Below are 13,531 nucleotides of genomic sequence, written 5' to 3'. Positions count from 1 at the left end.
AAACCAAAACACATGTTACCAAATCACATGTCCGAGTACATGGTCAACGGGAACGGGTCCGATAAAGCGACTGTCACTGCTATGATTACGATTATCCCCCATGCAGAACACATATCCCTCAGGGACAGTAATTTCTCCCTTTTGCGAATATGTCATAGGTTCATCGATATAGGATTCCTGCAGTTCTTCACCATTACGCCAAACATGTCCATCATGAAATGCTAATTTATCGCCCGGTCTGCCAATAACGCGTTTAACCCAAATATTTTTAGTCTGGAGTTTAGAATTAAAAAATGCCATGTAATTATTCATCGGTTCCGCTACGTCATCCTTCCACGTGCGGGGATAATGAACACGACTGTCGATAATTACAATATCTCCATAACCTGGCACTTCATTCATAATGTGACTAAATTTAGAAACAATAAGATATTCTCCGTTATGCAGCGTCGGTACCATAGATTCCCCCGAAACCCTTGTAGGCTGAAAAAAGAAAATATGGATAATCAGCGCAATAGCCAACGCGATAATGATGGAATAACACCATTCATATACTTCATGAAAAAATGAACTCAATACAAAACCCTCCCTTGCTGTACTGTTTTATTGTAACAAAGAGGAGAAACAAAATCAACTGTTATCGACTTTTCAAAAAATCATTATTTACTTATGGATATTAATTTCTCAATGCGTACCATTTCCGATTCTCCGATAACTGATATTCCCGCTTTCTTTAGATATTGCACCGCTATCCCATCACCACTCACAATAGTATGGCTGAAGCTTCCATCGTAGATATTACCACTTCCGCATGTTGGGCTTTTTTCTTTAAGAACAGCATAGCTGCAATGGAACAAGCGTGCCATCTTTACAGCTTCTGCCGCTCCTTTATGATAAGCCGCTGTCACATCAATTCCCGATTGCGTTATAACTCTTCCATTACTGCACTCTGCCGGTTCCCGTGGCGTCGCCAATCCACCGGATTGTTCCGGACAAATAGGAATCAAGTGAATATGCCGGGACTGCAGCAGCGTCCGGACAACCGTATAATTTTTTATAGTACCGTCATAACGGCAATACTGCCCCAATAAACAAGCGCTAATCAATACATTCATCAAATAACCCCCATTCATTTTCAGTACAACTACTCATTTTGTCCTTCTGAAAAAAACATCTAATTTTCATATAAAAAATACAATTATCATATTATGAAAATATTTTATGTAATATGCTATCCCCTATAATTCATAAATCTCCTTATTTTATGCGTGTTTTTCTATATTGCATTTTGTATTCAACAAATATCACAACATTAAAAAATGATTAAATACCACATTATGAAATTGCCAATTTCCTTTTCATATTCTATGATATTATTAGTAGGAAAATTTATTTCTTAATTATGTTTGACCTCTACAAAAAGGAGCTTATAAAATGGCAGAAGCAAGACAGCAACGAAATACAGCCGATTTATTGGTTGAATGCTTGGAAGAAGAAGAAGTACATTATATTTTTGGCATCCCGGGAGAAGAAAATCTTCCGGTTATGAATGCTATCGAAAAATCTAACATTGAGTTCATAACAGTACGTCACGAACAAGGTGCCGCTTTTATGGCCGATGTATATGGTCGTTTGACTGGTAAGGCAGGCGTATGTTTGGCTACACTTGGACCCGGCGCTACAAATCTCATTACAGGAGTTGCTGATGCCGATTGTGACGGTGCACCGCTCGTAGCTATTTCCGGGCAAGTGGGTACCGATAAGATGCATATTACAGCTCACCAGTATCTTGATTTACGGGCTATGTTCGAACCTATTACCCGTCGGGCTTACACCGTTGTCCGTCCCGACACAGTATCTGAAATCACTCGTCTGGCTTTTAAATATGCTGAACGAGAAAAACCTGGCGCAACTTTCATTGACCTGCCTATCAATATTAGCAAAATGCCCGTCGATGATGCAGAAAAGCCCCTTCTCCATAAAGTGATTACCCCGGAAACAGCAATGGATGAACAAATCGAAGCTGCCGCAAAAATCATTTCCCATGCCAAAAAACCGGTAATTTTAGCAGGCAGCGGTGTCATTCGCGGCCATGCGGCTGAAATGCTGACCAAATTTTCCGAAAAACTTAAGCTGCCAGTTATTAATACTATGATGGCAAAGGGTGCTATTCCCTTTGATAATAAATATTCTTTATGGACTGTTGGAATCCCGATGTCTGATTATCAAAGCAAGGTATTAGAAGAAGCCAGTTTGGTTATTGCTGTTGGCTATGATATTATTGAATATAATCCGGCGAAATGGAATACCAAACAAGCCGATATTATCCATATTGATATGATGCCAGCCGATATTAATAAACATTATCAACCAGAAGTCGAAGTCGTCGGCGATATTCCCAACACGTTATTCCGCATCATGAAAAAAGCTTCCCGTCTTCAAGAGCCAACTTCAGCACTAGATATTCGTAAAAAAATGGTCGAAGAACACGAACAATATGCTGATGATATATCTTTCCCTGTCAAACCGCAAAGGGCTCTGATTGACGCTCGCAAAGTTATGGGCAAGGACGATATTGTAATATCCGATGTAGGGGCTCACAAAGTTTGGATTGCCCGTCATTATAACTGTTATAAACCTAACACCTGTATTATTTCCAATGGATTTGCTACAATGGGTATCGCCGTTCCCGGTGCTATTGCGGCAAAACTTGTCCATCCCGATCGAAAAGTACTTGCAATTGCCGGTGACGCCGGCTTTTTAATGAACTGTCAAGAATTTGAAACGGCACATCGGTTAGGCGTCAATTTCGTCACACTCATTTTCAATGATGCCAGCTATGGTCTTATTAAGTGGAAACAGGACGACCAATTCGGACATCATTGCTATGTAGACTTTACCAATCCCGATTTTGTAAAATTAGCTGAAAGCATGGGTGCCATTGGTTATCGGATTACAAGGACAGAAGAATTACTCCCCACCTTAAAACAAGCATTTAATCAAAATAAACCAGTTATTATAGACTGCCCCATTGATTATGATGAAAACATGAAACTCACGCATCATCTGGAAGCACTCATGAAAGAACTACAGTAAAACGAAATTAAATTTCTGTTTTCTTCAAAACTGATGTTCATAAAAAACGTTCAGAATACTATTCCGAACGTTTTTTATGTTATATTTTCTTTATATCGGCCAACAAAGCTTCTACATTTTCTTCCCGAGTTGCCCAAGATGTACAAAAACGGCAAGCTAATCTACCATCGTCCAAACTTGCAAAATAATCGAAAGAATAATTTTTTCCCAGTTTTTCTGCCTGTTCCCGCGTCAAAATAGGAAGCTGCTGATTTGTCAGATGATCAACATAAAAAGAAAAACCGGAAGATGCAAATCCTTGATGCAGTGTAACAGCTAAATCAGCTGCATGTTTCGCCAATTTTATATATAATCCATCAGTGAACAATGTTTCAAATTGAACGCCCAAAAGCCATCCTTTGGCCAGTAATCCTCCCCGTTGTTTAACATGATATGAAAATTCCTGTTTCAATATTTTGTCGAGTATGACAACGGCTTCACCAAATAAAGCACCTTGTTTTGTCCCGCCAATGGTAAAAACATCACAAAGTTTTGGAAAATCGTGAAGTTTTAAATCACTTCCCAGACTTTCTATACCATATCCAATCCGTGCACCATCAATAAACAGCAGTATATGGTATTCCCGGCAAACGGCATAAATCTCTTCAATTTCACGGCGGCTGTACAAGGTACCTATTTCCGTAGTCTGTGAAATATATACCATTCCTGGTTGTACAATATGAAGAGCATGTGTATCATTCCAATATTGCCGACAGACATCGCGAACCTGTTTCCCTGTTATTTTCCCTGTATCTGTCGGTATGGACATAACCTTATGCCCTGTCGCTTCAATAGCGCCTGTTTCATGATTATTGATATGGGCTGTCTGCGGAGCAATAACACCTTGATAATTTTTTAATGCAGAAGCAATAACAGTCAAATTTGTCTGCGTTCCGCCAACCAAAAAGGCAACCTTTGCTTCCGGTGCGTCACAAACTTGACGAATTAATTCTTTGGCATGTTCACAATGAGCATCTTCACCATATCCGGCATTTTGTTCCATATTTGCTTTTGCAATTGCTTCTATCACCTGGACGGGTGCTCCTTCTAAATAATCGCATTCAAATCGAATCATCTTATATATCTATCCTTTCTGTCTGTTTTATTACTTTAACATCTTCCAGCATTGCCATGACCGGACGTATTAAACTTTCCTCGTCATCAGCATTCCCCATGACAATCGCAATTTCTACTACTCCGCCACGCTGCCATGCAATAATGTGCATCATTTCTTGAAAAGCTGCTGCATTGATAACCATAGTCCGACCAATTATTCCTTCATAGAAAGTGTTTCCTGAAACCTTTACCAGTTGAATTGGCTGAATAAGATTAAACCCGGATGGCAGAGAGGTCCGCAAGCGATTGTTAACATGTGCCGCGTACGTAGATATATCTGCGGCTCCCTGCTCTTGTAAATAATCGGGCCGGTTAAATTTTACCGTTTTACCATTCACAAGTTGTTTGAAGTCCCAAGAACCCAATGTATATTGCAACAAATACCCATAATAAAAAGAAGCTCCCTCTTTTTTTATTAATTGATATGTCCTGGGTGCTGCTGGATAAATAGCCTCCAACATTCTGTCCATATCATTGTTGTATTTTTGTGCTGTAACTACAGGTTGTTTACCGGCATCCATATAGATATTATCCGGAACCGTAATAATCCCCCAGTCAGGAAGTACCATCTGATTTCCCCTGTCTTTTTCCGCCATTGCGGTGGGTACCATGGCCATCACTGTCAATGTAATAATCAGGCACGTTTTTATTTTCAACTTCAACACTTCCTTTGTTTTACATTCCCCACATATAAAAACATTTTATAATATTTATTATAGACTGTCAAAAAGAGGAAATATATTATAAAAATCGAATTATATATATGGCAAGATGATTTTAATTTACTTGGGAGGTACAATATGGATTTTAATTTAAAGCCCCAATCTTCTGGGGAAAACAAAGAATTAGTAACAGAAAACAATACAGCTATAAAATATGCCAGCGGCACAGCTCCGGTATATGCCACTCCGGCATTAGTGGGACTCATGGAAAATGCAGCTGTATTAGCTATTGGAAATCAACTGCCGGAAGGCTTTGGGACCGTTGGTATTTCTATGAACGTGAAGCATGTATCGGCAACTCCTATCGGCATGACCGTACATGCCAAAGCCACTCTTACAGAACAGGACCGCAAAAAATTAACTTTTCAAATCGAAGCTTACGATGAAGCGGGTCCTGTCGGAAATAGTATACATGAACGTTTCATAATTGAAACGAAACCCTTTTTAGACAAGGCAGATAGGAAAAAAGCTGAATTCTGTAAATAATACATTCAAATAACAAAAAAGAAGAACAGGGTCCACAAGAAAATTTTCTTATAAGCCTTGTTCTTCTTTTTTTGATTACTCTTTCACCTCATCCGCCTTTATCAGTTAATATAGTATAACAGTTTCCCATAACAGGTCTGATTTTTGCAGCGGTGATGAGCTACAATCAATCTTCGGCATCTTCCTGCCATTTAGCCAAATCAGCTAATGTAATACCATCTACAACACCATCAATAGCTTCTGCAAGACGTTTCCATACTTCTTCAGTCGAACAATATGGTAAATTGCTATGGCTTTCAGAAATTGGGGCTAAACCGCCTTCCATAATACGAAGTATTTCTCCTACCGTATAATCACCAGGATCGCGTGACATCTTATAACCGCCTTGCGGTCCTCTCGCACTGATAACTAAACCTGCTCGTCCTAATTTAGTTACAATTTGTTCCAAATATTTTTCTGACAACTGCTGCCGTTCAGCTATGCTTTTGATAGTTACAAATTGGTGATCATTTTGATGAATTGCCAAGTCCAACATTAAGCGCAACGCATAGCGACCGCGAGTTGAGATTTTCATACTATCCTCTCCTTGTCTTTTTCTGATTTCTTATGAAATAACCGCTAATACATCGCCGGTCTTGACATTATCGCCTACTTTTACACGTACGTCAATAACAGTTCCATCAGAAGATGCGGTGATATCATTTTGCATCTTCATTGCTTCTAAAACGACCAGAACATCACCGCGGCTTACACCTTGTCCGATAGCCGCCTTCACAAAAGAAATTTTACCCGGCATCGGTGCTTTCACAGTTACAGCATGTTCAGGGACAGGTCCCTTGGGAAGCGAGGCTGCCGTAGCATGCACGGCTGTCACAGCAGCCGGAACCGGTTTTACTTCTACAGGTTTGGGGGCTTCCTTTACAGCCGCAGCCGGAGCCGGTTGTGTGTTGACTGCCGGAACGGAAGAAACCGTTTTTGCCGGTGCACCTATTTCTTCAACTTCAACTTCATATGCTTGTCCATTTACAGTTACTTTAAACTTTTTCATGCTATATCCTCCTGAAAGAATTTGTCGTATATTATCTCATGCCAATCATACGTGCAGCCATAATCCAATTGCTGGTCCGCTGACGTTCCGGTTTAATGGAACGAATCGCCGACGGCGGATACCCGCATGCGGTAATAGCAGCGGTAATAGCGGCAACGATTTCGGGGGGCAACGCCGCTGTTTCATTATGTACAGTAATCGGTTTTACGTTAAAAGCAGATGACTCCTGCAGTATACTTGAGTTTTTCGGTACATTCACCATTTTTTTTGAAACTTCAGGTTTTGCTTCTTCATTTTTTTCCATTTTTTCCAGACGAACCCGCAAGTTTTCATTTTCTTGCTGGAGTACAGCTATATCGATTGTAATCTTTTTTATATGCCGTACAACAACAATAACAAATGCCAAAATAACTACCGCCCAGATAACAAGAACCTTACTCAAAAATGCCAGTGACGTTAAAGACGTCAATTCTATCATATACGTCACTCCTCCTTATAACGGCATATTGCCATGTTTCTTAGCCGGCCGTTCTTCTCTTTTGCTGGCCAGCATCGCCAAGGCATCTATGATGCGCGGACGGGTTGCCTTCGGTTCAATAACACAATCGACATAACCATGTTCAGCAGCTTTATAAGGCGTAGAAAATTCTTCGATATATTCCTGCTTTTTCTGTTCTTTTTCCGGATCATTTTTAAAAATAATATTTGCCGCTCCATCAGGTCCCATAACCGCAATTTCAGCAGTAGGCCATGCAAACACCATATCCGCTCCAAGCTCCCGGCAGCACATCGCAATGTAAGCACCACCATAAGCTTTACGAACAATGACCGTGACCTTAGGTACTGTTGCTTCACAATACGCATAGAGCATTTTAGCACCATGGCGGATAATCCCTCCATATTCCTGTGTCGTACCCGGTAAAAATCCCGGAACATCCACATATGTCACAATAGGAATATTAAAAGCATCACAGAATCGGATAAATCGTGCGGCTTTATCGGATGCATTGATATCAAGGCATCCTGCCAGCCATTTTGGCTGATTGGCAATGATACCGACTGATTGTCCATCAAAGCGGGCAAAACAAGTAATAATATTTTGCGCATAGTTTTCCAGCACTTGGTATATTTCCCCGTTATCTACACTGGATTTAATAATATCCAGCATATCATACGGCATATTGCTGCTGTCAGGTATAATCGAGTTAAGCGACTCATCTTGACGCTGCGGATCATCTCCGGTTTCCACCAAAGGCGCTTCCTCCATATTATTACTGGGTAGGAATGCAAGAAGATATTTTATTTGATTAATGCAATCTTCTTCATCTTCTGCAATAAAATGAGCTACTCCAGAAATAGAATTATGAGTCATCGCTCCGCCTAATTCTTCTGATGTTACTTCTTCGGCCGTTACCGATTTAATAACCGCCGGTCCCGTAATAAACATATTGCTAGTCTTTTTTACCATAAAAATAAAGTCTGTCAAAGCGGGGCTATATACGGCACCGCCCGCACAAGGTCCCATAATAACAGAAATTTGAGGAATAACACCGGAAGCCGATGTATTACTCATAAAAATACGGCCAAACCCCGACAAAGCATCTACTCCTTCTTGAATACGTGCTCCGCCTGAATCATTAATACCGATAATAGGTGCCCCCATTTTCATCGCCATCTGCTGTACCTGAACAATTTTGTGGGCATGCATTTCTCCTAACGACCCGCCTTCCACGGTAAAATCTTCCGCGTAAGCAAAAACAAGCCGGCCTTTTACCGTGCCATACCCGGTCACTACACCATCACCGGGTAAATTCTTATCCTGCATATTAAAATTCGTGCAGCGGTGTTTAATAAACTGACTTATTTCAGTAAAACTTCCGTCATCAAATAACTTAAAGAGACGTTCGCGGGCCGTCATCTTACCATTTTCGTGTTGCTTATCAATACGTTTTTGCCCTCCACCCATCTCAATTTTTGCAATTTTCTGATGGAGAAGGTCAATCTTTTCTTGAACTGTAGCCATAATACACCTCCATTACGTCTTTCACACAATTACTTATTATATCATGAAACAATTTTTTTTTCATTATCCTTCATCATTTCATACTATATTATGATACGCCTTCTATAGTAACACTTGCCCCTTACATCGCATAATACACCATATATATCAGTCTTGATTTTTAACGTTTACAAATTTATTATTGCATATCTTATGCTACATCCCTCCTCAATACACTGTAAATACTACATCGCATCCTAAAATATATACATACTCTTTTTATCCCAATAAAATAGCAAATTATTTAGAATCTCTATGCTTCAATAATATTTTCGGTACATTATATTATATCACACACCCTATAGATAACAAAAATCTATAATAATAAATTTTCCATATATACTGCAGACTAATACCTCTTATCTGCTATTTATTTTTAATATATTATCTATAATTATCAATTGTTATTACTTGTTATTTTTCCGCTCAATTTTTAGGAATCTGCCGCAAACTCAAAGAAGAATACGGTTATGAAATAGACATGAATCGTACAAATGTAAATGGTTCCGGTATCGCCTTAGGACATCCTGTAGGATGTTCCGCATTGCGGATCATTGTTACTATGCTATATGAAATGCAGCGCCAAGATTACAAGACGGGATGTGCTTTTCTATGTGTAGGCGGCGGACCCGCGATGGCATCTTTATGGACACGTGATATCTAAATGCAGTTATAAAAATTGCATATAGAAAAACAGTCGAGATAAAATTTTTATCCCGGCTGTTTTTATTCAATATATATAATACATCCTGATGCATAAATCAGTATTCTTCGTTACGGAGTACGAATATAACGAGAATCGGGAATTCCTTCATATTTCGATATTTTCGTTTCACTATTACTATAATCCGTAATCTTATAGTATGCTCCATCTGTACTTCGAAAATAAGTAGACATGCCTCCATCGCTTTCATGTTCAACAGTATAATCATGTCCCCAATGAATACCTTGTAAATCCGAGGTATCATGTAATCCGTTAGTATCCCTGTAGGGAAAATAAACTCGCTGTCCTTTATCATCTAAAAACCAGGCAACTCTATATATCCTATCTTTGCCCTGAACGGTTAATGTAGTAAAAGTAACCTTTTGTCCTGCTACAATCGTTGTTTCATCCGTATCATAATTTTCGTTGTTTCCGGCCATAGATCGCAATTTAGATGACACCGCGGAATAGATACCCCTTTCATTATTATTTATATAAAAGACAGATAAAAAACCGATTCCCACGATGAGAAGAAAAATAATTCCATATTCCGTCAGTCCTTGCCCTTTTTTATTAAGCATACTATTTTCTCCCTGATGTATTTCCATTAAAAATAATCTCCATAATTATATATTACTATATCCATATGAAAAAATCCATGCATGTAAAACATGCATGGATTTTTTCATACAATATCTTATCTTATATAAAATCTAATCTCCATATTTCATACGTATATATGGTATGTTACATAGTATCAGGGAGTTCTTCATAGTTTTTTAATTCTGTACCATCAGCATACCTAATACAGTTAACGATAATCCAAGAATGAATCTCCGCTCCGTTCATAGTAAAAGCTCGTTCTTTAGGAAGGAACGGATTAAGATCCGATACAATATCTATCGTTTGTTGAAGTTGTTCCACAGTTCCCCGCTCAATCAAAAAAGGAAATTGCAATTGCTGTCCATCCGCAGTCCTAGCATACGCTTTACCGGAAACAGACTGAATCGGTTTACTGCCGTGCAAAGTAAGCTGCGCATGAATTTGCAGGGATTTCCGCTGTCCCGATACCCCATCAGACACAATTTTCACGGTTGTGTATCCCCGCTCAGCTACCGAATCAATTTTTTGCCGGATACCTGTATTTAAAACTTGAAGTTTTTCCTGTCGTGCCTTTTTAATAGCTCGAATATATTCTTTAAGATTAAGAATTTTTATAATCTTCCAAGAACCGTCCAGATTTTTCCGCATCGCCAAATCCAAAACAAACGACTGTTTCAACACAGAATCCGTAACAACAATACCAACAACAGGATCTCCATTGTCACTTTTTTTTGTATATAATACATTTTTATATCGAACAAAATTTAAATCCGTATCCTTTTTCATATCTTCCAAATTCAGGCGCTGCCGAATGTCCATATCCTGCAAATTTGTTTCGTAATTTCCTGCTTCTATATAATCATGCAGACAATCCTGCAGAGAATCAACCAGTCCCGGCTTCAATATCTGAAGAAAAGGTTCTGTTAAGTTCTTGGCCATATTGGCTGCTTCGGCATCGGATCTGCTTTCTTCTAATATATCATCAAAAGCAGATGATAAAACATGGTCTGTATCAACATGGTCTGCAAAAGTTTCCCAATCATGCTGTTCTATAGCTTTTTGAACAATATATATCGAATATGCAGGAGTCTTTGTATAATAGAAAAAATAACTCAAAAGCAGAACAACTACAATAAAAATACTACCAGCAATAGGAAATGTTCGTTTTTCTTGTCCTAATATATGCATGAGATCTCCTGTAATATTACCCTTATCATATTTAGCTTCGGCAACTATCCCCATCAGATTTTGTTCGGTTACCGATGGTCATAAACGTTCAAAACTTCCTGCTCAATAACTTCTGCTCTTCTATCAAGCTCCAACATAGCCTGTTCCATCACTTCTATAAATTGTGGGTCCTTGATGGATGATAAATTGACTTTAACACTATAAAAAGCACTGCGCATAGCCGCTCTGGCTTGTAAAACAGAAATAGCTGCATCTGTAAGAGCCCATGAATTACCATTGCGGATAACATTTTGGGATAGTTCAAGAATAATAAATATCTGTGTACTCAGCTCATAGGGAACTTGAGCTGCTTCTTTAAAAGCCTGCTGGATTTTTTCTGGCCGTTCCGGCCTGTCTTTGGATAAGCGAAGCGCAGCAATAACAGAACGAAACGCCTCTGCATCTGCGTCAATCGCAGTAAGGCAATATTCCCGTATCCGTTCACACTGCAGTTTGATATGCTGCATATCTGCCGCAGCTTGTTCATATCCTTTTTTTCCAATAGTAAGGTTTGCAACCATTTCCAGTAATGCCGCTGCCGCCGCCGCTGTCATAGCAGCAATACCGCCGCCGCCGGGCGCCGGAGCACGGGAAGCCGTAGCGGCTAACAGCTCTCTTACCGTCATATCACATAATTTCTCATTTGCCACTTAGAACAACCCCGTAATAACACCATTTTCATCAATATCCATTCTATTAGCAGCCGGTACCTTCGGCAAACCAGGCATAGTCATAATATTACTAGTTTGACAAACAATAAATCCTGCGCCAGAACAAATCCGGACATCTTTAATCGTTATTTTAAACCCTGACGGACGTCCGAGAAGTTCTGGATCATCTGATAAAGAATATTGCGTTTTAGCAATACAAACAGGCATTTTATCAAGACCTAAGTGTTCTAATTCTGTAACTTGTTTCTGGGCGGCTGTTTCAAATATAACGCCATCTCCCCCATATATTTCCTTGACAATAGCTTCAACCTTATGAGGAATAGTATCTTTTTCATCATAAATAGGCTTATACGGTGTCTTTTCTGTTTTCATAAGTTCCAGTACATGTTCCGCCATTTCAATACCGCCTTCGCCGCCTTTTGCCCAGCAGTCATTTAATGCAACATCAACACCAAAGTTTTCACAAAGTTTCTTAAGAAGACTAATTTCTGCTTTTGTATCTGTAATAAATTTATTGATACTGACCAAAACAGGTACATCGAATTTACGCATATTTTCTACATGCTTAGCCAAATTAGCAAATCCTTTTCTTAACGCTTCCAGATTTTCTTCCGTCAAATCTGTTTTCTTAACACCGCCATGCATCTTCAAAGCCCGAATAGTTGCGACAATAACAACTGCATCCGGTTTAATACCGGCAAAACGGCATTTTATGTCCAAAAATTTTTCCGCCCCCAGATCAGCACCGAAACCGGCTTCCGTAACGGTAATATCTCCCATTTTCATTGCTAATTTTGTAGCCACAACAGAATTGCAGCCATGCGCAATATTAGCAAAAGGACCTCCATGGACCAACGCGGGCGTATTTTCCGTCGTTTGTACGAGGTTGGGCTTGATTGCATCTTTCATTAAAATTGCCATTGCGCCATCGACTTGAAGATCACGGGCTGTGACAGGCTTACCTTCTAAATTATAGGCTACAATAATATCTCCCATTCTCTTTTTAAGATCCATAAGATCATGTGCTAAGCAGAGAATCGCCATAATTTCGGATGCTACAGTTATCATGAAATGATCTTCTCTGGGAAATCCGCAAACCTTACCGCCAAGTCCGACAACAATGCCTCGCAGTGCCCGATCATTCATATCCATCACACGTTTCCAAATAATACGGCGCACATCAATTTTAAGGGAATTTCCTTGATGAACATGGTTATCAATAGCTGCAGCCAGCAAATTATTTGCCGCCGTAATGGCATGCATATCACCTGTAAAATGCAAATTAATATCTTCCATAGGAAGCACCTGGGAGTATCCGCCACCGGCAGCACCTCCTTTAATACCAAATACAGGGCCAAGAGAAGGTTCCCGCAGAGCGATCATTGTTTTATGTCCTAATTTATTTAGTGCTTGGCCAAGACCAATAGTTGTCATAGACTTTCCTTCTCCTGCCGGAGTTGGATTGATAGCGGTCACCAAAACTAGTTTGCCATCTTCTTTTGCAGATAATCGTTTAATAGCACCAAAAGAAATTTTGGCTTTATATTTTCCATATAGTTCCAAATCATCTTCTTTTAGGCCGCATTTTTCGGCAATTTTTACGATTGGTTCCAAATTAGATTGCTGTGCAATTTCAATATCGCTTAATACCTTGCTCATGATATGCATCCACCCCTGTTCATAAAATTAGCAGCTTCTAGAGCTGCATGATATATTCTTACTATTTTATTATTATAAAACAAAACAATAGGTCTGTAT

At 39.4% G+C, this 13,531-nt stretch carries 15 protein-coding genes; 3 read left to right on the top strand and 12 right to left on the bottom strand.

Annotated elements, in window-relative coordinates; all coding sequences use genetic code 11:
- Positions 1–15: 15 nt before the first annotated feature.
- Both lepB and NXG62_RS00735 read right to left on the bottom strand, forming a co-directional pair.
- Positions 16–576 carry a signal peptidase I gene (lepB, locus tag NXG62_RS00740; protein WP_427113152.1) on the bottom strand — a complete coding sequence of 187 codons (561 nt, stop codon included), beginning with the start codon at positions 574–576 and terminating at the stop codon, positions 16–18.
- 83 nt (positions 577–659) lie between these two features.
- Positions 660–1,115, bottom strand: a complete 456-nt coding sequence (locus tag NXG62_RS00735) for a DUF523 domain-containing protein (protein ID WP_427113151.1) — start codon at positions 1,113–1,115, stop codon at positions 660–662.
- Positions 1,116–1,434: 319 nt separating this feature from the next.
- On the opposite strand from NXG62_RS00735, the gene NXG62_RS00730 reads away from it, so the two are divergent.
- Positions 1,435–3,096, top strand: coding sequence for an acetolactate synthase large subunit (locus NXG62_RS00730; protein WP_427113150.1), 1,662 nt, complete (start codon positions 1,435–1,437; stop codon positions 3,094–3,096).
- Positions 3,097–3,175: 79 nt separating this feature from the next.
- Here NXG62_RS00730 and NXG62_RS00725 read toward each other — a convergent pair whose 3' ends face one another.
- A complete protein-coding gene (locus NXG62_RS00725; RefSeq protein ID WP_427113149.1) occupies positions 3,176–4,210 on the bottom strand; it encodes a threonine aldolase family protein in 1,035 nt (344 codons plus the stop codon).
- 1 nt (position 4,211) lies between these two features.
- Positions 4,212–4,907 (bottom strand): hypothetical protein, encoded by a 696-nt coding sequence (locus NXG62_RS00720; protein ID WP_427113148.1) that lies wholly within the window; start codon positions 4,905–4,907, stop codon positions 4,212–4,214.
- Between the two features lie 144 nt (positions 4,908–5,051).
- Here NXG62_RS00720 and NXG62_RS00715 point away from each other — a divergent pair, with 144 nt between their 5' ends.
- Entirely contained in the window at positions 5,052–5,459 is a 408-nt protein-coding gene (locus tag NXG62_RS00715; RefSeq protein ID WP_427113147.1) for a thioesterase family protein, read from the top strand.
- 166 nt (positions 5,460–5,625) lie between these two features.
- Here the strand turns inward: NXG62_RS00715 and NXG62_RS00710 are convergent, their stop codons facing one another.
- From NXG62_RS00710 to mmdA, 4 genes are read right to left on the bottom strand one after another with little or no spacing between them, the layout of a single operon-like run.
- A complete protein-coding gene (locus NXG62_RS00710; RefSeq protein WP_427113146.1) occupies positions 5,626–6,033 on the bottom strand; it encodes an RrF2 family transcriptional regulator in 408 nt (135 codons plus the stop codon).
- 30 nt (positions 6,034–6,063) lie between these two features.
- Complete coding sequence (locus tag NXG62_RS00705; protein WP_427113145.1) at positions 6,064–6,507, bottom strand: biotin/lipoyl-containing protein; 444 nt, start codon at positions 6,505–6,507, stop codon at positions 6,064–6,066.
- A 31-nt stretch (positions 6,508–6,538) separates the two neighbouring features.
- Complete coding sequence (locus NXG62_RS00700; protein ID WP_427113144.1) at positions 6,539–6,985, bottom strand: hypothetical protein; 447 nt, start codon at positions 6,983–6,985, stop codon at positions 6,539–6,541.
- A 15-nt stretch (positions 6,986–7,000) separates the two neighbouring features.
- Positions 7,001–8,530, bottom strand: coding sequence for a methylmalonyl-CoA decarboxylase subunit alpha (mmdA, locus tag NXG62_RS00695; protein WP_427113143.1), 1,530 nt, complete (start codon positions 8,528–8,530; stop codon positions 7,001–7,003).
- Between the two features lie 439 nt (positions 8,531–8,969).
- On the opposite strand from mmdA, the gene NXG62_RS00690 reads away from it, so the two are divergent.
- Positions 8,970–9,233 carry a hypothetical protein gene (locus tag NXG62_RS00690; protein WP_427114297.1) on the top strand — a complete coding sequence of 88 codons (264 nt, stop codon included), beginning with the start codon at positions 8,970–8,972 and terminating at the stop codon, positions 9,231–9,233.
- Positions 9,234–9,343: 110 nt separating this feature from the next.
- On the opposite strand, the gene NXG62_RS00685 is transcribed toward NXG62_RS00690, so the two are convergent.
- The 4 genes from NXG62_RS00685 to NXG62_RS00670 form a co-directional block, all read right to left on the bottom strand.
- A complete protein-coding gene (locus NXG62_RS00685) occupies positions 9,344–9,880 on the bottom strand; it encodes a hypothetical protein (protein ID WP_427113142.1) in 537 nt (178 codons plus the stop codon).
- Between the two features lie 139 nt (positions 9,881–10,019).
- Positions 10,020–11,063 carry a hypothetical protein gene (locus NXG62_RS00680; protein ID WP_427113141.1) on the bottom strand — a complete coding sequence of 348 codons (1,044 nt, stop codon included), beginning with the start codon at positions 11,061–11,063 and terminating at the stop codon, positions 10,020–10,022.
- A gap of 68 nt (positions 11,064–11,131) precedes the next feature.
- A complete protein-coding gene (locus NXG62_RS00675; RefSeq protein ID WP_322351536.1) occupies positions 11,132–11,752 on the bottom strand; it encodes a cyclodeaminase/cyclohydrolase family protein in 621 nt (206 codons plus the stop codon).
- Positions 11,753–13,432 (bottom strand): formate--tetrahydrofolate ligase, encoded by a 1,680-nt coding sequence (locus tag NXG62_RS00670; protein ID WP_427113140.1) that lies wholly within the window; start codon positions 13,430–13,432, stop codon positions 11,753–11,755.
- Between the last annotated feature and the right edge of the window lie 99 nt (positions 13,433–13,531).

The organism is Megasphaera sueciensis (genome assembly GCF_050219315.1).
Classification (GTDB): Bacteria; Bacillota; Negativicutes; order Veillonellales; family Megasphaeraceae; genus Megasphaera_A; species Megasphaera_A sueciensis.
Note: the sequence above shows the minus strand (reverse complement) of the source record. Positions and strands in the feature narration are given on the sequence as shown.